Source organism: Advenella alkanexedens, from assembly GCF_019132845.1.
GTDB classification, from domain to species: domain Bacteria; phylum Pseudomonadota; class Gammaproteobacteria; order Burkholderiales; family Burkholderiaceae_B; genus Advenella; species Advenella alkanexedens.
The window spans coordinates 1-20,318 of the sequence record NZ_JAHSPR010000008.1 but is presented as its reverse complement, the minus strand read 5'-3'; the positions used below and the strand labels follow the sequence as shown (position 1 = coordinate 20,318).

Sequence of the window (20,318 nt, the reverse complement as noted above, 5' to 3'; positions counted from 1 at the left end):
GGTATCATTCCCACGCGGGAGCGTGGGAACGAGTCTGAAGAACCTCAATCAGCCCCCGGGTGGAGGCATCCAGGCCGTCCAGGCTGCCGCCTTCACCATTCAGCAAGGGTAGCAGCTGGTTGGCAATTTCCTTGCCTTTTTCCACGCCCCATTGGTCAAACGGGTTGATGTTCCACAGGACTGATTGTACAAACACCTTATGCTCATACATCGCGATCAGCATGCCCAAGCTGTACGGACTGAGTTCGTTGAGCAAAATCGTGCTGCTGGGCTGGTTGCCTTCATATTGCTTGTAAGCGGGCAATGATTCAAGGGCATCAGCCCCCAGCGCCTGGTTGCCAAATGCCAGTAATCGGGACTGGGCCAGGCAGTTGGACAGGGCCAGGTGGTGCTGCGCCACCAGGGCCTCGGCATTTTCGGCATAGGTAAACTGGTTGGCGTTATAGCGTTTAACCGGGGCAATGAAATCGCAGCTGACGGCATGCGTACCCTGGTGCAGCAACTGGTAAAACGCATGCTGGGCATTGGGGCCGACTTCGCCCCATATAATCGGGCAGGTGTCAAGGTTGACCGCTTTGCCGTTGCGCTGAACGGATTTGCCATTCGACTCCATTTCCAGCTGCTGCAAATAAGAAGAAAAATACTTCAGCCGGCCATCATAAGGCAGCATGGCATGGGTCTGGATATCCAGGAAATTATTATTCCATGCGCCAATCAGTCCCATTAATACAGGAATGTTTTGTGCAAAAGGCGCGGTTTGGAAATGCCGGTCAATAGCATGTGCGCCCGCCAGAAACTGCCGGAAACCTTCCACTCCAATGGTCAGGGCAATCGGCAAGCCAATGCAAGACCATAAAGAATAACGTCCACCCACCCAATCCCAAAGCAGGAACTGGTTTTCGGGGGCGATGCCCCAGGCCGTCATCTTTTCAGGTTTGGTGGAAACACCCACAAAATGGTGTCGCAACACCTGCGCGTATTGCCCCAGGGCTTTTTCCAGCCACAAACGCACGGTTTGCGCATTGGACAGTGTGTCGATGGTGCTGAACGACTTGGAGGAAATAATGAACAGGGTGGTTTCCGGGCGCAGCCGGTGCAGCAGTTCAGACAGCTGGCTGCCGTCCATGGTGGATACGAAATGCATGTTGAGCGGTTTGACCGTTGCCTGCCTGAAATCGGCCAGGGCATGTGAGGCCATCAAAGGCCCCAGGTCTGAGCCGCCCACGCCGATATTCACCACATCCTGGATTACCTCGCCGGTCGCACCCCGGTATTGGCCCGCATGAATCTTTTCAACCAGGGCAAACATGCGCTGCAATTGCGCATGAACCTGCCGGGCCAGCACAGGATGGCGGGTATCATTTTGGGGCAGGCGCAAGGCCCAGTGCATCACGCTGCGCTGCTCGGTGTAATTAATGGCTTCTTCAGAAAACAGCCGCTTGATCCAGCCCGATAAATCCTGGGCATTTGCAAAATCAATCAAACGGTTCAGCACTTTCCGGTCAAGGCGGTGTTTGCTGAAATCATACACAACCTCATCAAACCGCACATGAAAACGTGTGAAACGTTCTGCATCTTGGGCGAACAAATCCTTCAAATGAACCGACTGGAACTGTTGGCCGGCTTCGGTTAAACCGGCCAGCACGGATTGGGTATCGTTAAGTGGCAAACGTTGAATACGGTGACTCATTATCTTCCTACCCCCATATAGGCAAAGCCCTGCGCCTTGACATACTCGGGGTCATAAATATTGCGACCATCCAGCACCAGGGGATGCTGCATATGCTGAAGCAAATACTTGTAATTGGGGCTCCAGTACTGTTTCCAGGCGGTCAGCAAACACAGGGCATGCGCATTCTGCACGGCCTCGTATTGGTCGTTGCACAACACCAAATCATCACGCTGCCCGTAAATGGCCGCGATTTCAGGCAAGGCCTGCGGGTCGTGCAGTTTTACCGTCACACCCTGGGCCCATAAGGCCTTTAACATGACATGAACCGGTGACTGCTGCACATTGGATGTATTTTCTTTAAATGAGGCGCCCCAAATGGCCACTGTTTTACCCGCCAGTTCACCGTGATAATAATTCCACAGTTTTCTGAACAGCAATTCTTTTTGCTGCTCGTTAATCTCCCACACCTGCGCCAGCAGTCGGCTTTTTACCCCGGTATCAGACACGGCATCGGACAGGGTTAAAATATCATGAGAGAAATTATCCCCCCCAAACCCGGCACCGGGGTACAAATAAGCGGCGCCAATGCGGCTGTCTGCCGCCATGCCCTGGCGCACATGGGAAATATCGATGCCCAGCTTTTCAGCGACAACGGCCAGGTCATTCATATAGCTAATGCGGGTAGCCAGCATGCCTGAAATGCTTAACTTGGTGAATTCGGCATCCAGCACGGGCATGAACAAATACTGCTGCTCGCGGGGGAACAGCGGACGTAAAAATTCACGCACTTTTTTTTGTACGGTTGCCTCGGTACAGCCCACAATCAGCTGCGTTACCTGCGAGAAACTGTTCAGCGCCTGGCCTTCCTGAATAATATCGGGCAGATAAATCCAGTCATCGCCGGGCAATACCTGCCTGAGCCGGCTGGTGCCATGAAGACCCAGGGTAGAAGCATTAATCATGAGCTTGGGGTGAATGATCGTTCGCTGCGCCAGCTGATGCAACAGTGCCAGGCCGGCGGCTTCTTCCGCAGGACTGAAACTGAAAAAATACACGTCGATATCCAGCGGCAGGGTGGAAATATCGCTACACGCCAGAAAACCGCTGGCAAACTGCTTTTCCAGCAAGCGGTTAACGCTTTCATCAGGGAAATGCTGCCTGAACAGCTCATATTGCCTGGCATCACACCAAAACACCTGATGCCCGCACTCGGCAAGCAGGGCCGCCATCACCCCGGCGTAAAGCGTTTTTCCGAAAATGGCCACTTTCATTGGTTCTTCCTGTTCCAGTCCTGTCAGGGATTAAGCGCCTAGATTGCCAGCGCTTTAATCAGGCTTTTGAAGTCTTCACCCAAAGCAGGGTGTTCCACCCCGTAATGCAGCACCGCTTTCAAATAGCCCAGCTTGCTGCCGCAATCAAAGGTTTGCCCCTTCATGCGATAGGCTTCAACGGTTTCTTCTTTTTGCAACAGGGCAATCGCGTCAGTCAGCTGGATTTCATTGCCGGCCCCTTTTGGGGTAACCGCCAGCAATTGCATGATGCGCGCCGGCAATACATAGCGCCCCACCACTGACAGGTTGGAAGGGGCTGTACCCACAGGAGGTTTTTCGACAATACCTTGCATTTCAATGCTTTCACCTTCGGCAGGGGAACTGGCAACATCCACAATCCCGTACTGGTCCACCATATCCTGGGGCACCGACTCGACCATAATCTGCGCAGTCGCAGATTGGCCAAAGCGTTGAATCATCAAGGCCAGGTCATTCTTGCCAGACGCGTTTTTAACCAGTACATCGGGCAACAGCACGGCAAACGGCTCATTGCCGGTAACCGCCCGGGCGCATAAAACCGCATGTCCCAGGCCCAGAGGCTGGGGCTGGCGCACGCTGATCACGCTGACATTGGGAGGCAGGATATCGGTGATCTCCTTCAGGATATCAAATTTTTTCTTCTGTTCCAGCGTGGTTTCAAGCTCGAAATTGCGGTCGAAATAATTTTCAATAGAGGCTTTGGCCGAATGGGTGACCAGAATAATCTGTTCAATCCCCGCTTCAACCGCTTCCTTGACCACATATTCAATGGCAGGGCGGTCTACCACCGTTACCATTTCCTTGGGAATGGATTTACTGGCAGGAAGAAAACGGGTACCTAAACCGGCAACGGGAAGAATGGCTTTTTTAATCATGAAGGTTTTTATTGGGTTGAATTTGACTATGTTGTTGGTATGCGTTTGCTTATGTTTTTAGTATGCGTAAATGGTTTTGGTATTGGGCTATAGGTTGTTTGTTGTTGTATCAATGATAATACCGTGTCTTTACAGACGTTTGTCAGAGTTTGTTTGATTTTAACTGGATTTTTGCGCTTCATTGGGTAAAACAACAAATGGGAAGCTTCTGTTGGTTTTTTTCTGGCTCCCATGCTCCTGCGTGGGAGCCTTAATCTGCGTGGGAACTTCCTGGTTCCCATGCTCCTGCGTGGGAACTGGTATGAGTGTGCAGTAGTTCCTGGTTCTCATGCAGAGCGTCGAAGGTTGCTACGGGGTGACAACTATCTTATCAAGGGAGGTTAGTGTTAACCCTGTATTCAAAATCCAACTATCAATATAAATACTTGATTTTTATGCTGAATAGTTAACTTATATCTTAAAGGTATGGATTCGGATCTTTATGGTATTAGACGTGTTTGGGAAAACACTACTAAGCTTGTCCCTCAGTTTTAAATCAAAAACATTTCTCATGGAAATAAACATAAGTATTAAGGATTAAAGGTGAGTAATGAGATTCGCTAATAAGGTAGTGATTGTAACTGGTGCTGCTCAGGGTATTGGTGAAGGTGTAGCAACAAGAGTTTCGCAAGAAGGTGGCACAACGGTGCTGGTAGACCGCTCACCTCTTGTCAAGGACGTCGCTGAAAGAATCAAGAGTAATGATGGCAATGCAAAGGTTTCCTGGGTCGAAGCCGATCTGGAGACCTACGAAGGGGCAGAAAAGATGGCGGCTCATGCGATTGAGCATTATGGCCAAATCGATATTCTTTTCAATAACGTTGGCGGAACAATCTGGACAAGACCCTTCGAAAAATATGAGCCTTCGCACATTGTGGATGAAGTAAACCGGTCTTTATTTCCAACGCTCTGGTGCTGCCGTGCGGTACTGCCTTACATGGTGGAAAAAAAGCGCGGGGTTATTGTGAACGTTTCTTCTATCGCCACCCGAAGTATCTATCGTGTTCCTTATGCGGCGGCCAAAGGTGGCGTGAATGCTTTAACAGCATCCCTGGCCATGGAGGTTGCCCCTAAAGGCGTTCGTGTGGTGGCTGTTGCTGTTGGCGGCACAGAGGCGCCTGCACGTCGCATACCAAGGAATCCATTGGGTAATCCATCAGATCTTGCCGAGCAGGATCAGATTTGGTATCAGGAAATCATAGAACAAACAAAAGACAGTACCTATTTTGGCCGTTACGGAACCATCGATGAGATGGTTGCCCCGCTGTTATTTATGGCTTCAGATGAGGCTTCATACATTACAGGATCGGTGCTGCCTTCTGGTGGTGGCGATCAAGGCTAAAAAATCACCAGGCATATTCATTAGACATATCAATATTTAAAATAAACACAAAAGGCTAGACAATATGGAAAATTACACAAGTTTTGACAGGGTTCTGCTTAAGGTTTTAAAAATACCTGGTGCATTGATGATTGTGCCTTTATTTCTTGGCGTCATATTCAATACTTTCGCACCTGAAGTATTGAATATTGGCAGCTTTACAACCGCGCTGTTCAAAAATGGACTGGCTGTTTTAATCGGGCTTTTCTTTCTGTCCGTAGGTTCTCAAATCAGTTTTCGCTCGGCGCTGCCCTCTGTGGAAAAGGGAGTTGTTTTACTTGTGGCAAAATTTGGCATAGCTCTTATTTTCGGGCTTGGCGTTGCTTTTTTTGCTCCGGATGGCGTGCTGTTTGGACTGCTTCCACTGGCTATTATTGCCGGTATGTCCAATTCAAACGGTTCATTGTATGTAGCGCTTACCAGCCAGTTTGGTAACAAGACAGATAAGGGTGCGATCTCCATTCTTTCAATTAATGATGGCCCGTTTCTTACCCTGGTCGCATTGGGCGTTGCCGGACTTGCCGCTTTTCCCCTGCTTGCTCTTTTTGCCGCTATTTTTCCAATGCTCTTTGGATTCATTCTTGGAAACAGCAGTACGATAGCACGTAATTTTTTAGCTCCCGGTGAAAAACTCATTATTCCTTTTGCCGCTTTTGCGATTGGAGCAGGTATTAATCTGGAGGTGTTGCTGGGCCAAGGAGCCATTGGGGTTTTATTGGGCATTGCAACGGCAGTGATCTCGGGTGGTGCCGCGATTATTTCCCTGTATATCTGGCATGTGGTTCGCCGTCACCCCAAACCCACCAGAAACATGGTTTCTGCCGCCTCTGAAGCAAGTGTTGCGGGTAATGCGATTGCAACGCCTGCTGTTGTTGCCTCTTTGGATCCCACTTACTTGGCAGTGCAAGATGCCGCAACAGCACAGATTGCCGCAGCCGTAGTGACTACCGCCTTCGTTCTTCCGTTTTTTGTAGCCTGGTTTGCGGGCTGGCAAAAACGCAATGGCATTACGCCGGAAAATGAAGAAGCGCTGTATGAGGTGGAACAGACGAATGAGGAAGTTGGCTACGAGATAAAACCAGCTACCAAGTAATTGTGTGAGGTTGTTGCTTGTTCCCATGCGGGTGCATGGGAACAAGTATGTTGTCATGGCTAATTGCGGGTTTCGTGTCATGCCACCCGGCACCTTATTTGACCGTTCATGCTTATACGTTCAGGGGCAGTGAGGTGCGAAATTTTGGCCTTTTTTTATGCCCGGATGTAAGTCCAGCCGGATTGCTGCATGAGAACCAGTTCAAGAATTGCAGGGTTTTGCAATAAAGTAAGGGGGTTGCGTAATTCCCTGTTTAACTTTGCCAGTGTATTTGGACAGACCCAAGTCATCATGTCTGTATCGGCTTCTACAGTATCCAAAGCGGTGGTGACAGCTTCGGCATTAACAATAATGCGTATTTCAGCATCAGGCGTTGCTTTTTTCAGGTTACGGGCATTATTGCGCGCACGTTGCAACGCATTGCCTGTTGGCGCGTGCAAAATGACTTTCAATTTATGGGCCGGTTGATTATTAAGCATTGAACTATTTACCTCTTGGTTTTTTATACATTTCATTTGGAACAGATATAAAAAACATGATTTTCCACAAAGTGTTGATTGCTGAACAGTTATGTTTTAATTGACCATGGTTTGGAACTTATTTTACAGTTTCCTGGTTCCCATGCTCCTGCGCGGGAGCCCTCTCTGGCAGGATAGTTGACATACATGAAGTCTCGGACAACTATCCTGCCAGAGGGGGCAGTAAAAAACCAACATCAAGGAGACAGTTGAACTTTCATAAACGACAGAAAAATATTGTTTTTAAATGGATTTTCCTTAACTAAATGACAAGTGATGCTCCGTGTGGGAACAAGTAGGACTCACCCTCAAAGGGTGAGTTGAAATATAAGTGTTGGTTCAGATTTCAAAGCCGATCAAAGATTGATCCCTTTTGAGGATGGTAAATTTTCTCGTACATGCGTGTTGCGTAGTCATCCGTCATGCCTGCAACATAATCGCAAATTACCCGAATTTTTCCGGCATCGGTACTAGCTTGCTGATGTTTGTGTTTAGTTGAAAGAGGTAATAAACGCTCAGGATCAGATGCCAAGGCTTCGAACAGTTCTATGATTAATTTTTGACCTTTGAATTCCAATTGCTGTACATTTGGGCTTTTAATAACCTTATCAAGTACCAGCTTGGTAATGCTATCCATCATGGCTTTTGGGGCTTGATCCATCACTGCATTCCACTTTAGTAAATGAGTGGTTGCTTGGGCCAAGCCTGAGTTTTTAACAGAAATGCTAATGATCAGCTTGTGTACCAGGCTGCCAATACATTTTTTGCGGCTATGGCTTTCGCCTGAAAATAACTTATTTCTTATATCAGTAGCTTTCAGTCCACAGTCAGAAAACAATGTGTTGTCTTCTACTGGTCCGAAGTGGGCGTCCCAATCTTCACGAGTTACCATGCCTAGAGCAATAGCATCCTCCAAGTCATGCAAACTATACGAGATATCGTCTGCAAGTTCCATAATAGAGGTATCAAGGGCTTTGTATATGGGTTTCAGATGGCCTGATTTTTTATTAGGCTGAAGCTTAATAAATGCCTTTTTTTCTGCTTCAGTCAGGGGATTGAATATCCAGGAAACTACAGCTTGTTCATCATCCAAATAGCATTTTGGGGGGAGTTGTTTATTTGCTTTACACAACCAGCGTTGATTAGGTAGTTCACCATAGGCACTATCCTGGACTGTATCGTTGTAGGACGCTGGATATTTAAGAACCCCAAGAAGGGTTCGACGAGTTGGATTCATGCCGTTTTTTTCGGTGTACTTATCCAGCTTGGAAAGAATTCTCAAGGTTTGACCATTTCCTTCAAAACCACCATAATCTCGCATACAAATGTTTAGTGCGACCTCACCGCCATGACCGAATGGCGGGTGGCCAATATCATGAGCCAGGCAAATAGTGTTCATTAGTGCTGAGCAGGGCAGCGCAGTAGAAATTTCCGTATCATCTTTATGTTTTTCTTTTAGCCAATGAACAATACCAGTGCCAATTTGTGCCACCTCCATGGAGTGAGTCAGACGGGTTCGATAGAAGTCACTTTCTCCCAGGCCTAATACCTGGGTTTTTGACTGTAAACGACGAAATGCTGATGAATGAACTAATCGAGCGTAATCTCGTTCCCATTCACTACGTATATCAGTCTTAGCACGAGTATCATTTGGCTCAAATCGCTCTTCCCAAATATCAACGGTCATATTGTAGGTCTCCTTGTTTTAGTTAATTTTATTGGTTAAAAATTACCGCATTACTTTCCTAGTGTCGTCAACCGCTGTACAAGTACGTGTATATCGGTGAAAGGTTCTGGATTAGTATAAGCCGTAAATTTTTTGGTTAAAGTTTGTGCTCGTAAAATTGCCAATTCCAAATGCTGTTTTGTGTTGGCAAAGGCGTTATTTGTACCTTTTTCATAGTTGGGTAGATAGTGTTTTAAACGTTGAAGAACCTCAGTTCGATGAATAGGAGCCTGTATATCTTCATAATGAAGTAATAACCAAAGTTCAAAACATGGTATTGAAGGAATGGCATTAAAGCTGATTAATTGGTTATTATCATTTTTGAGCTTTTTATCCAGAGACTTGGCCAGACTTAAGGCTTGGTTATAACTATCGTGCTCATCGCGATCGAATACAGCATAAACACGTTCAAATGCTCTTTTTTGCAGGCGTTTATGTGAGTCACCATTTTCAAATAATGACTGGGCATACTGTACTACCTGAATTGGTGCCGTACCAAGGTCGCTTGCACGAACTTCTATGTTGGCCGTTTGCAAGCGGTAGGCAGAACGGATTTCTTTGAAATAGTTTGGTTCGGTTTTACTGCCTTCCGATACAATTAATATTCGGTCATAAGAAGCACGACTAGTGCGTTTCCTTGCAAGTTGCCGTTTGTTGCGTACTTTTGGAGAATTGTCGCGAACCATCAGGAGTTTAGCCCCAGGGAATGATTTAGAAACGGTATGCCACCATATCTTCCCATCAAATAACCACGTTCCAATGCTTCATTTTTACGTGGGCTGAATTCGGACAGGCTGACGAGTGTAGAGGCCTGGTCTTGATCTTTCTCTACAAACCATATTTGATCACGTCGGAATAAATCCGGTGCATCCAGCAATGACGTGTCGTGCGTTGTGAAAACTAACTGGGCACCTCCTGTATTGATGTCGGGCTGGTGGAATAAATGTACCAGCTCTCGAACCAGCAACGTATGCAAGCTGGTGTCCAGTTCATCAATAACAAGCGTTAATCCTTTTTGCAAAATTTCCAATACCGGGCCAGCCAGGAACAGCAAATTCCGCGTGCCACCAGATTCATCCATCAAGTCAAAGACTGCTTTCCCATGAGGCGTCACATGGGAAAAACGTAATTGCTGTTTTTCAACTTCTTCGTTGCGGATTTCTGTTTTACCCGCAGTCAGATCAAAGTGAACGGTTTGGCCAGGTACTTTTTGGGTAACCAGTTCTATATCTGAGATGCTAATGTCGGCAGCACTTAGAAAATCGCAAATCTGCTTGCGGCCACCTGAATTTTTGAGCATTTGAAGTGAAGTTTGCGGGTTGAGTTTATTATGTTCATTGAAAATAACCAGACTGCTTGAAAACCAGTCAAAAACGGGGCGTAAGCTGTCGCTGTTGAGTTGTACTGCCATTGACAGGAACAGGGAGTTGGAACGGGTGGCGCCTTCCCATAAGGCTTTGGAACCTTTCATGCCAGGGCCAAACTCATAAACATCTTTACCTGTTTCGGAGTCGTACCACCGTTCAAACCAGCGCTGGGGTTTGGCTGATTTGTATACCAGCAAATATTCGTTGATTATCCGTTGGGCTGTCATGGTAAAACCGTATTGGTAACGAACCGATCCAAGCGCAAAAGTGACTTCGAATTCGCTTGGTTGACTGGCTGAAACGGTATCCAGGCGGAACGGTTGTATGGAATATACTTGATCGGGCTGGATGACAGTGGCAGATTCCAGCACCACACCACGCATGTATTGCAGGGCCTTCAGCAGATTGGATTTTCCGCTTGCATTGGCACCGTAGATAACCGCACTGCGCAAGAGCCTGGGTACAGTGTTCAGGTCGGAAGCCAATGTGTGGGTATCTTGCAGTGTGTTGTCTTTTGAGGCAACCAGGCTGAGTACCTGTTCATCCCGCAGACTACGAAAGTTTTTGACCCGAAACTCGATGAGCATTTTATTTTTACCAGATAATCAAAAATATATGATGATTATGCATTTTTTATGCAAAAAATCAACTTATTTTATTATTAATGTGGGTTTTGATTGTGAATTTCTTGTTCTCCCCCTCTGGCAGGATAGTTGTCACCCTCCCATTTCAACCAGACAGGCGGTAAAGGACATCCATCATGGTCCGTTATTCCCATGAACGTAAACAAGCCGTGCCAGGATCTAAAGCCAAATCAGAACAATGGTCAGCCCAAGCCAAGCTTGCGACCGTCATTGAAACTGCAGCGTGAATTACGGTACAAGGAGAAGGCGCTGCCTGTTGCGCGAACAATGCCTGCATCTGCCGCTGGTTCTGCATTCCGATAATGGTGCGCCAATGAAAGCGCAGACCATGAAGGCCAAGCTGGAAGAGTTGGGGGTATTGCCCTCCTACAGCCGTCCCCGGGTCAGTAATGACAATGCATTTATCGAGTCCCTGTTCAGAGTGTTGAAATACCGCCCGCAGTGGCCTTCGTCCGGCTTTGCTTCGCTCACTGAGGCACGGCAATGGGTTGAACGGTTTGTACGTTGGTACAACACCGAGCACCGCCACAGTAAACTCAACTTCGTTACCCCCCAGCAACGCCATGACGGTGAAGACCCAGCGCTGCTGGCCCAACGTAAAGCAGTGCTGGAACAGGCCAAGCAGAACAATCCGTCACGCTGGGGATCACGTCCAGTCAGGAACTGTGAACCGACAGGGCCAGTGAGCCTGAACCCTGAAAAAGAGATAACCATGCAACAAGCTGCTTAAGACAAAAATAGTGACAACTACCTTGACAAACACCGATGGTGGTACAGTATTAGGTAGCATTGTATTGGTTAATGCTGGCAGAGACAAAAGTTTTGAGCCACTTAAAAAACACATAAAACTTCTGGAGCAAAGATATGATGACAAAATCAGACAACAGTTTGGTATCCAAACAAAAGCCCTTACAGCAAATGAGGCGAACTACCTTATTGGCTTCAGGGACTTTGACGAGATTAGAAATAGATGCCTTAAGGCAGAAAAAGAAACATATCTCAGACTACTATCAAAAGGAATTAAGTAAAACGCTTTTGAGAAAGTGATTTTTGCTGAATTTAATATGTACTGGTGTTCACAATATTGAAGCCCTCTCCAGAGAAATAATGAACCAGGACGTTCTTATTACTTATCAATGCGTGCTGCCTTTTAATTTACTGTAATCGTATTCATAAACGCGGTATTTGATAAAGTATTTTTTTGAACTGCGCTCCGAATGTTAGACACTAGCTGGACTAACCAAGGAGCGCAAACAAGCAAGTTTTCAAGTATTTGGCTGTTTGCAAGCGATAGGCAGAACGGATGATCTTCTGATTGGGCTGAATGACAGCCGCAGATGCAGCCACCACACTGGGTTAACCAGGATAAAGGCCAGTTGACCAATCACTTTTCAATCTTTGAATATTACCTTTTGTTGGCAGGATTCCATGGCGACACTACAAAACGACGCCTGGTAACAGCGGGGGCGATCGTCAAGGGACTTGACCTGAATTTTATAGAAAAATTCAGTCTGAAATGGATTGATTGGCCGAATAAGGCGCACGGGATGCGGATGTCCATCTTCCGGGATATTTGGTGGCGTGCAAATTAAGTGCCTTGGTTGATACCGCGGGTAATAATAAAATTAGACTACTGAATTTTATTAACAAAATGAAGCGTGACATGCAGCAACTATATGTGAAATGTGGTTTGATATATTGACATCAGGACAGACCAGTATATAGATTAACCTGGATCAAAACAAATCACTTTTCAGCCTATAAATATTACCCATTGTTTGTAGGAGGTAATGGCTTGCATATGTTTGGATTGATGCTATGGTGGCAGCCCTTGTTGATGGCCCTATCGGGGGCCTGTCAATATTAACCCCGCATATTGCCGGATTAACTGAAGAGGCCAATAAAAGGGTGTTAGACGTGATTGCACAAACAGTGATTGGATATTTTTCTTAAAATAATGATAGTAAGGATCAATGGTATGACAACAGTTTCACTTTCTGAGTTAACGAAATTGGCACAGGAAGCCCTGGCTGCTGCAGGCGCGAATGCCTCAATGGCGACATCCACGGCCAATGCCTTGGTATTTGCCGATGCGCATGGTATTGCAACGCATGGCGTATCGCGTGTTCCCTGTTATGCACAGCATTTATCTTCGGGACGTGCCGATGGAGCTGCAGAACCCCGCATTGTACGAGAAAAAGCATCTGCGGTATTGGTTGATGCGGGTACAGGACTGGCATTCCCTGCTTGTGAATTGGCCATTTCTTCTGCCATACAAAAGGCAAAACAAACCGGTATTTGCATAGCAGGAGTAACCAATAGCCACCACTTTGGAGTGGCCGCTTATCATCTTGAGCCGGTTGCGCAAGAGAATCTGATTGGACTGGCATTTAGTAACTCTCCGGCTGCAATTCCTGCATGGGGTGGTAAACGGCCGTTGTTTGGTACGAACCCCATTGCCGCTGCTTTTCCGCGTATGCAATCTGCCCCGGTCATGATAGACCTTTCTTTATCACAGGTAGCGCGCGGCAAAGTCATACTGGCCGCCCGAGACAACAAACCCATACCTGATGGTTGGGCCCTGGATAGCGAAGGGCAACCCACCAATGATGCCAAGGCCGCCCTTAAAGGTAGCATGCAGGCAGCAGGCGGTGTAAAGGGCGCCATGCTGGCCATGATGGTAGAGGTGCTTTGCGTAGCGTTAACCGGCGCAAAATTTGGCTTTGAGGCCGATCCTATTTATGATGAGGTTGGGAACAAGCCGATGTTGGGTCAAGTATTTATATTGATAGATCCGCAAGCACTGGCTGGAGAGCAAGTTTACTTTGATCGCTTTGAAAGTTTGATTCTTGCGATGTTGGAAGAGAATGGCGTACGTCTTCCTGGCGCCCGCCGTCATGACTTGGCAAATACAGCAAAAGATGAAGGGGTGGAAATTCCAGACAGTTTGCTGATGGAGATGGGCTATCAAGCAGCGGAGAAGGTTTGATTTTCTGGACACGAAGTTAAGATAACTACAATGGCTCCAATGTATCCAGTTTTTCCGCAACAATTTCTTTCTTGTCAGGAGGCTCTGCCCGTAATGGCTTGCCAGGGCCAGACAGGTTCTCAAATGCCAAGGTCACTGCTTTCTCCTATGATCCAGATTTTTGGCTGTTCCAGTATTCGTGTTAAGAAAGATTCTTGATCTTCAAGGCGTTTATGGAATTCTTCCTGGCAACAGAACCATAGACGAAGGCAGCCGTTATTTCGGAAGCCAAGCTCGTTGAACAGCACCCGAACCGCTGGAAACCAAATTGATTAATTCGTTGGAGTAAAAGCTGCGATCAGGTTGGCCGAACAAAATCCCCAGCCCCCGTTGTTTGGTACCGGAGAAGAGGGCGTCGGAAAGACTCGTAGTAAACGGTCGGCAAACTACACCCTGATCCCCATTGACACCGGAAGATTTTTATTTTTAGGCCACAATTGGGCATCCGTTGTATACGAGTAAAAAATATAATGACCGCTAGTACGGTCATGTCAACGTGTGTTTACTGGATGCTTACGAAAAATTAGCAATTTGCCAAAAAATGGCAAAAAGCTATACCATAGATTTTTAAAAAGTTTGTTATCCTTTTTTTGCCAACGATTCATCCACTAAAACTGCATTAAACAACCTCATTCAGCTCACGCAACACTTCAGGGTGCCGGCCAGCGATCTTCAGTAGCGTTTGTGCGGCACCACTGGGGTTGCGTCTACCTTGCTCCCATTCTTGCAGGGTACGCACGGAAACCCCCATCAGTTTAGCGAAAGAGTCCTGGGAGAAGCCGGCATTAATACGGGTTTTTGCCATTTCGGTTACATTGACCTTGGTTGCCCTTGCAAACTGCCGGTTTTTCATTTCTCGCACGGATTGAAGAAGCTCATCTTCAAACTGTTTCATTTCTTTATCATTCATTTTGACACCTCATTTTTCAGCTTAAGCAAAAACTCGGTAGAAAGATTATCGAATTTCGCTTTTGTATATGCTATTAGCAAGGATATTTCACCGACAGAGAGCGTATTGAAATAGATGATTCGCACACCCCCTCGTTTACCAATACCTTGTTTGCCCCAGCGTACCTTACGCAAACCACCTGAACCTGGTATGACATCGCCCGCTTCGGGGTTACAGGCAATCCACTTGATAAACTCATGCCGCTCATCATTGGACCATATGCCAGCTATTGTTTTTATAAATATGGAAGTTTCGTAAACAGTGTAAATCATGGTTTTATTATACGTCAATGACGTATGTTTTTCAATTTTTTTAAGAGAACTCACCTGAAGGTTTGTCGCACAGGCCAAAGGCCTGTCAACGGCACAACGCTTGCACATTGAGTATCTTTTCGCAAGCTCTAAAAATACGAGAATTTTACAATAAACCCACTCACACAAAACTTCGGGGCTTGCCTGGGCCTGACAGGTTCTTAAATGCCAAGGTCACTGCTTTCCCCCATGATCCAGATTTTTGGCTGTTCCAGTATTCGTGTTAAGAAAGACTCTTGATTTTCAAGGCGTTTATTGAATTCTTCCTGGCTTAGAATAGTGGGGTTTACCGAACGCCCCAGTAATTGACTGGTTTCCTCCAATAAGGAAAAAAGCGTTCCATAACTGATTTCATTACTGATTAGCATCAAGTCAATATCACTGTTGGCGGTATCGGTTTTTTTGGCAACAGAACCATAAACAAAGGCAGCGATTATTTGAGCAGCCAAGGGTTGAAGGGCATTACGAAGTGGGTCAGCCAAGCCAATGGTTTTTTGAACGATTGAACATAGTTCTTCAAAGATGGGGGAGTCATGGTTCGCTTGGTAATGTTTTTGATTGCCAACCATTTTTACCGTAATCAGGCCACTATTTGCCAATGAGGCTAATTCTCGTTGAACGGCACCTGAACCGCTGGAAGCCAAATTGATTAATTCGTTTGAGTAAAAGCTACGATTGGGTTGACCAAATAAAACCCCCAGTACCCTTTGTTTGGTACCGGAGAATAGAGCGTCGGAAAAGCTCGTATGCGATGATTGTGAATTAATTTTCAAACCCATATTGGGTTTTATCATACCCAATATGGGTTTGATTGGCAAGGAGTGATTGTACGTTACGGCCGGGCCTTGTCACCCGAGTTCGACAGTTAAAATTTTAAGTTATTGATTTATAAAGGATTATGTTATAAACGCTCCATTACAAATTCACATATTCAACATCAGTGGTCGGTTTTTTAACCTTCAGGCTGGCTAACACAGCCGCTTGTTCCGCATCAATGGCGGAGATGCCGGTAACGGGTGCCTGAGCATCGAAGGTGACTTTATGCGTCTGAATCCGGCGCAATACTGACAAGGCCCGTTCCGGTGAACACACGTCGGGCACCGGATTCTGGTACAGCCGTTCGCGCATGACACGCGCGAGTACCAACGCGATAAAACAGATATACGCATGCGCCCGGATACGATCGGGCAAGCGATGATAGACTGGTCCGATTTCGATATCTGACTTGAGCATCTTGAATCCGCGTTCGATATCGGCCAGGGATTTATAACGGGCGATGACTTCGCTCGCCTTCAGATCCTGCGTATTGGTGACCAGTAGTAGTTTGCCATCCATGGCACGGGCCAGCGCTAATGCCTTTTCGTCAATATCATAGGTGAACAGTTCACTTTTCAGATCCACCCGGATAATGCGCCGTAGCCGTTGCTCACATACTTCGTGGTAAAACCGGGCGCGAACGCCACCGTCCGATAACCCACGACCCCGGCTTCGTTGGCCTTCGTCCTGCGAGTCAAGTTTTCCTACCCACTGTGCCGCTTGGGCTTCCAATTGGGCGATGGTGGCATCACGTTGCGCGGTTTGCTCAGCGGCTCGGTGCCGGTCGTGCGCGACGACCAACCGCAGGTTGTTCCACTGTTCCTCACCCACGATCTCGGATTCGTCAGCGGTTTGCGCACGCTGATTAAATGGTGCCAGCAGATCGGCAAATTCGTTGTAACGGCGGCCTGGTACCGCCAGAATAAATTCCAGCGGTGCGCCCGATGGCAGCACGATTTTTTGCAACGTTTCCAGGTTATCTAACGACAGCAAGCCCCGGTCGGCAACGGCAATGACCCGTTTGATCGGGAAGCGTTCCAGTACCTTGAGTAAAGAAGATTTCAAGGTACCCACTTCGGCCGTATTGCCCGGGAAGACCTCGTGATAAAGGGGAATGCCTTCAGCGGTTTGCACCAGCCCCAGCATGAATTGACGGGCCAGGCCACCTTCCTTGGACTTACCAAACTGGCGGATCTCTTCGTCTGCTTCAGACAGGCCCTCGGCCCGTATAGTGGTCATATCGTAGAAGACAACGGAGAGATCTTCACTGACGAGTGGCCGTACGGCATCGGCCAAGATCTTGTCAATGACGTCCTGGTGTTCAAGCAGTGCGTCCATGGTGCGCAACAGTTGTTGGTGATTGACGGACTCCAGGCTCGTATCAGGCAGGCTGACGGTCTTGAGCCATCGTAAGGTGCCTGGCTTGGAATCTGCATCGCATAAACGATTGATGACCATTACACGCAACAACGCTTCCAGATCAATGCGATGACGCGTTCGTTGCTTCAAGGCCTGACGCAAACGGTCCAGCCCCAGTTGCTTCCAGATTTGGGTAAGGACCCAGACATCGCCCAACGCACGGGATGATTCAAACTGCGGTGTGCCGCTACCCGCGGCAGACGCGCCGTCCACACCGAGAATACGAGACAATCCCTCATGCATGGATTTGATTGAGTCACCCAGTTGATCCAACCGCCCAAGCGTCGCCACCGTGCGCTGCTTGGGGCGCCCAGTGTCGTCGCGGTAGGCCTCGACCAGCTGTACATAGCGCCTGGGGCCCGATTTGGTGACTTTGATAAACATGCCACTACTATATCACTATTTTAATATTTAATACAATGTTTTTTTATTAAAACGTGCCATTACAAATAATTGCATTAAATTAGGGCGTGTTAACACTAATAGACAATCGGCCGCAATATTGCCTATCCTACAGGAATGGAAATCACACCTGAACAATTTACGCATATCGAAAGCTGCCTTCCCCGGCAACGAGGCAATGTCAAGCTAACGAATTTGCAGGTAGTCAATGCCATTCTTTATGTGGCCGAGCATGGCTGCAAGTGGCGCGGTCTGCCCGAGCGATTCGGGAACTGGCACACCGTTTACACGCGCATGAACCGCTGGGCAAAGGCTGGTGTTCTTGATCGGATGTTTGCTGAGCTTCAGAAGCATCAGATCGTGCGTATAAAGATCGAAGCGGTCTCATTGGACAGCACCAGCATAAAGGTGCATCCCGATGGCACGGGTGCTTTAAAAAAAACGGCCCCCAATCCATTGGAAAGTCGAGAGGGGGCTGGAACACCAAGATTCATATGGTTGCCGCGGATGATCGAACTGCCGTAGCGTTTTCACTTTCTCCCGGACAGGCCCATGATGCGCCTGCTGGACGTGTCTTGCTCGAACGGCTCGGCGCGCTCACTCGGCCCGTCCATTTGCTGATGGATCGCGCTTATGAGGGCAATAAAACCCGGCAGCTTGCGCTCGATCTTGGCTATATCCCCGTCGTACCCCCGTCCTCCAGGCGGTTGGATCCATGGGAGTATGACCGCGCGATGTATCGACGGCGAAACGAGGTGGAGCGATTGTTTCGTCGCCTCAAAGGCTACCGAAGAATCTTCTCCCGCTTTGAGAAGCTCGATCTCATGTTCATTGGATTCGTCAATTTCGTACTCGTGATGGACGGACTGCGTTTGTGTTAACACGCCCTAATTAAAAACCCGCATGAATAAAGGCGTTCGTGTCAAAAGCACAGGATTAAAGTGTCGAACTCAGGTTACCCGAGCGTGCGCCAGCGCCTTTGGCGGTGCCTGCGGAATCGAATTACAGTTGGTCTTTTGATTTTATGAGCGATGCACTTTACAACGGTACGCGCTTTCGTGTGCTCAATATCATTGACGAAGGCGTCAGGGAAGCCTTGGATATCGTGATTGATACCTCATTACCTGCCACCAGAGTGGTGAGAACGCTGGAGCAACTTAAAGCAGAAAGAGGCCTGCCTAAAATGATTCGCGTGGATAATGGTAGTGAAATGACGTCGCTTGCTTTTACACAGTGGTGTGAAGCACATGGCATCAAGATTTGTTATATTGAGCCAGGCAAGCCAAACCAAAATGCTTATATAGAGCGATTTAATCGCAGTTATCGCACCGAAGTCCTGGACCCGCATTTGTTCTCATCGCTGGATCAGGTGCGAGACCTCAGTTGGGCCTGGATGTTAAGTTATAACGAGGAACGACCCCATGAGTCATTGGGTAACTTACCACCCAGTGAATTTAAACGACAGTTAGCAGCAGAAGTCTCTAGTTATGAACTGTGCGCTTGACGGTAAGCTTACGGTGTGTCGGTTGGACGCAAGAATTACTTATTCCTGGGTTCGGATGCCGGTGGTGAACGGGCGGCGACGCTTTACAGTTTGTTGGGCACGGCCAAACTGAACGGGATTAATCCTGAGGCGTACCTGCGTCATGTGCTGTCGGTGATTGCCGACTATCCGGTGAATCGCGTCGACGAGTTATTGCCCTGGCGAGTACAACTGTAAAAAAAGCTTTAAGCTGTCAATACGGTATGGGGCGGATGCTTACTATTTAGCGATAATTGGTAGTGACGTTTTTGTTCTAGTTGTTCGGTAAGAAACCTTTCTCACAGAACCACTTACTCTGGCTCCAAGCATGATAGGCTGCTGTTTTCCAGCCATTTACTCGCGCTGCAGCACAGCTTTCAGCGCGTCGTTTGAGTTCAGTGCGGACACCGTTTTTCGGATCAGCAGCACTCAGAATTTGAAGCTGATGACGAATATTTAGCAATTCTTCTGCTGCTTCGGATGCGAAGAGTGCGGCTAGGCCTAGGGAGCGGAAATGATGGTTTACTCTAGCATAAAGCGTATCGTCCCATGTTTTCGATCGTGTAACCGTGAAACGTAATGCGGTTGGCCACCGTTCAAGCACGATTGCAGTCAACCAGATATCATCCCCAAGATTGTCATAATAAGGATGGAGAGGTACATCTTTGGCAGTCTTCGGTATGACGTCTCGCTTTGCCTTGTTGCAGTCAAAGCAGGTTGGGATTAGATTGTACGGCGCAACAGCAAGAGCTGGGTAATGTGCCTTGGGTAAATAATGATCGAGTGTTGTCACGGAACGTTGCATACACAGTGGACAGCGCCCGCGTGGTGCTGATGAAAAAATTTTGTCGTAAATATTTCTCCCTGGTGTGTTGTTCTTTGCCATGCGTTGAGTATAGACTTTCTCCATCTCATTCACTGTTACATCGGGTGCGACTACATCATGGACTGCGATGTTATGCAGTTGATGACGACGTGCGGCTTGGTCGAATTGTATAGATGCAGTCGTAATCGTTGGTGTGGCGGCAGCTAAACGTTTTGCAAGTTCTTTATTTCGCACCCTGCTTATGCAGTAAGCGTTCGGCCATCTCATCTTGACAGCGGTTTTCTTTAACCTGTTTTTTTTACATCGCTGTCTGTGGTTGCCAATTATGCGGCAACAGTTCAGCAATACGGCTGGCGGGCTGAGTGGGCAAGCGTGTGAGTACATCCTTCAAATAGGCATACGGATCATGCCCATTGAGCT

At 47.5% G+C, this 20,318-nt stretch carries 18 protein-coding genes and 3 pseudogenes; 8 read left to right on the top strand and 13 right to left on the bottom strand.

Annotated elements, in window-relative coordinates; all coding sequences use genetic code 11:
• Positions 1–4: 4 nt before the first annotated feature.
• Genes pgi through galU form a run of 3 tightly spaced genes read right to left on the bottom strand, consistent with a single transcriptional unit; the run spans position 5 to position 3,857 of the window.
• Positions 5–1,690 carry a glucose-6-phosphate isomerase gene (gene pgi / locus KU392_RS10650; protein WP_217735281.1) on the bottom strand — a complete coding sequence of 562 codons (1,686 nt, stop codon included), beginning with the start codon at positions 1,688–1,690 and terminating at the stop codon, positions 5–7.
• Positions 1,690–2,943: a nucleotide sugar dehydrogenase gene (locus KU392_RS10645; protein ID WP_217735280.1), complete on the bottom strand. Its 1,254-nt coding sequence runs from the start codon at positions 2,941–2,943 to the stop codon at positions 1,690–1,692. The genes pgi and KU392_RS10645 overlap by 1 nt, the downstream gene beginning before the upstream one ends.
• Before the next feature lie 38 nt (positions 2,944–2,981).
• The gene (gene galU, locus KU392_RS10640; RefSeq protein WP_217735279.1) at positions 2,982–3,857 is read right to left on the bottom strand and encodes a UTP--glucose-1-phosphate uridylyltransferase GalU; all 876 of its coding nucleotides are present in this window, start codon (positions 3,855–3,857) and stop codon (positions 2,982–2,984) included.
• Between the two features lie 589 nt (positions 3,858–4,446).
• Here galU and KU392_RS10635 point away from each other — a divergent pair.
• Together KU392_RS10635 and KU392_RS10630 are read left to right on the top strand one after the other, a co-directional pair.
• The gene (locus tag KU392_RS10635) at positions 4,447–5,238 is read left to right on the top strand and encodes a 1,6-dihydroxycyclohexa-2,4-diene-1-carboxylate dehydrogenase (protein ID WP_217735278.1); all 792 of its coding nucleotides are present in this window, start codon (positions 4,447–4,449) and stop codon (positions 5,236–5,238) included.
• 64 nt (positions 5,239–5,302) lie between these two features.
• Positions 5,303–6,370 (top strand): 2-keto-3-deoxygluconate permease, encoded by a 1,068-nt coding sequence (locus tag KU392_RS10630; RefSeq protein WP_217735277.1) that lies wholly within the window; start codon positions 5,303–5,305, stop codon positions 6,368–6,370.
• Positions 6,371–6,525: 155 nt separating this feature from the next.
• Here KU392_RS10630 and KU392_RS10625 read toward each other — a convergent pair whose 3' ends face one another.
• The 4 genes from KU392_RS10625 to KU392_RS10610 all read right to left on the bottom strand — a co-directional run bounded on the left by KU392_RS10625 (position 6,526) and on the right by KU392_RS10610 (position 10,568).
• Positions 6,526–6,849, bottom strand: coding sequence for a DsrE family protein (locus tag KU392_RS10625; protein ID WP_217735276.1), 324 nt, complete (start codon positions 6,847–6,849; stop codon positions 6,526–6,528).
• Positions 6,850–7,234: 385 nt separating this feature from the next.
• Complete coding sequence (locus KU392_RS10620) at positions 7,235–8,575, bottom strand: anti-phage deoxyguanosine triphosphatase (RefSeq protein ID WP_217735275.1); 1,341 nt, start codon at positions 8,573–8,575, stop codon at positions 7,235–7,237.
• 50 nt (positions 8,576–8,625) lie between these two features.
• A complete protein-coding gene (locus KU392_RS10615; protein WP_217735274.1) occupies positions 8,626–9,300 on the bottom strand; it encodes an RloB family protein in 675 nt (224 codons plus the stop codon).
• On the bottom strand, positions 9,300–10,568 hold the full coding sequence (locus KU392_RS10610) for an AAA family ATPase (protein WP_217735273.1): 1,269 nt from the start codon (positions 10,566–10,568) through the stop codon (positions 9,300–9,302). The genes KU392_RS10615 and KU392_RS10610 overlap by 1 nt, the downstream gene beginning before the upstream one ends.
• Positions 10,569–10,869: 301 nt before the next feature.
• Between KU392_RS10610 and KU392_RS10605 the strand changes: the two are divergent.
• The 3 genes and pseudogenes from KU392_RS10605 to KU392_RS10595 form a co-directional block, all read left to right on the top strand.
• Positions 10,870–11,355, top strand: a pseudogene (locus KU392_RS10605) (transposase); the annotation flags it as partial.
• A gap of 10 nt (positions 11,356–11,365) precedes the next feature.
• Positions 11,366–11,653, top strand: coding sequence for a hypothetical protein (locus KU392_RS10600; RefSeq protein WP_217735272.1), 288 nt, complete (start codon positions 11,366–11,368; stop codon positions 11,651–11,653).
• Positions 11,654–12,603: 950 nt separating this feature from the next.
• Positions 12,604–13,614 carry an Ldh family oxidoreductase gene (locus KU392_RS10595; protein ID WP_217735271.1) on the top strand — a complete coding sequence of 337 codons (1,011 nt, stop codon included), beginning with the start codon at positions 12,604–12,606 and terminating at the stop codon, positions 13,612–13,614.
• 658 nt (positions 13,615–14,272) lie between these two features.
• Here the strand turns inward: KU392_RS10595 and KU392_RS10590 are convergent.
• From KU392_RS10590 to KU392_RS10575, 4 genes are all read right to left on the bottom strand, one after another.
• Positions 14,273–14,563: a helix-turn-helix domain-containing protein gene (locus tag KU392_RS10590; protein ID WP_217735270.1), complete on the bottom strand. Its 291-nt coding sequence runs from the start codon at positions 14,561–14,563 to the stop codon at positions 14,273–14,275.
• Positions 14,560–14,982: a transcriptional regulator gene (locus KU392_RS10585; RefSeq protein WP_343212443.1), complete on the bottom strand. Its 423-nt coding sequence runs from the start codon at positions 14,980–14,982 to the stop codon at positions 14,560–14,562. The genes KU392_RS10590 and KU392_RS10585 overlap by 4 nt, the downstream gene beginning before the upstream one ends.
• 92 nt (positions 14,983–15,074) lie before the next feature.
• Positions 15,075–15,692 (bottom strand): nucleotidyltransferase domain-containing protein, encoded by a 618-nt coding sequence (locus KU392_RS10580; RefSeq protein ID WP_246587439.1) that lies wholly within the window; start codon positions 15,690–15,692, stop codon positions 15,075–15,077.
• 136 nt (positions 15,693–15,828) lie between these two features.
• Complete coding sequence (locus tag KU392_RS10575) at positions 15,829–17,532, bottom strand: IS1634 family transposase (protein WP_217735268.1); 1,704 nt, start codon at positions 17,530–17,532, stop codon at positions 15,829–15,831.
• A 135-nt stretch (positions 17,533–17,667) separates the two neighbouring features.
• On the opposite strand from KU392_RS10575, the gene KU392_RS10570 reads away from it, so the two are divergent.
• The 3 genes and pseudogenes from KU392_RS10570 to KU392_RS10560 all read left to right on the top strand — a co-directional run.
• Positions 17,668–18,431 (top strand): IS5 family transposase gene (locus tag KU392_RS10570; protein ID WP_246587438.1). Its coding sequence is split into 2 segments (ribosomal slippage): positions 17,668–17,983 and positions 17,983–18,431, totalling 765 coding nucleotides; the frame shifts between segments, so codons are not numbered across the junction.
• Between the two features lie 71 nt (positions 18,432–18,502).
• Positions 18,503–19,054: pseudogene (locus tag KU392_RS10565) on the top strand (transposase); the annotation flags it as partial.
• A gap of 15 nt (positions 19,055–19,069) precedes the next feature.
• Positions 19,070–19,270: pseudogene (locus KU392_RS10560) on the top strand (transposase domain-containing protein); the annotation flags it as partial.
• 76 nt (positions 19,271–19,346) lie between these two features.
• Here the strand turns inward: KU392_RS10560 and KU392_RS10555 are convergent.
• Together KU392_RS10555 and KU392_RS10550 are read right to left on the bottom strand one after the other, a co-directional pair.
• Positions 19,347–20,132: an HNH endonuclease gene (locus tag KU392_RS10555; RefSeq protein WP_217735266.1), complete on the bottom strand. Its 786-nt coding sequence runs from the start codon at positions 20,130–20,132 to the stop codon at positions 19,347–19,349.
• 64 nt (positions 20,133–20,196) lie between these two features.
• Positions 20,197–20,318: transposase domain-containing protein (locus KU392_RS10550; protein ID WP_217735121.1), on the bottom strand; the 122-nt coding region annotated here is incomplete at its 5' end.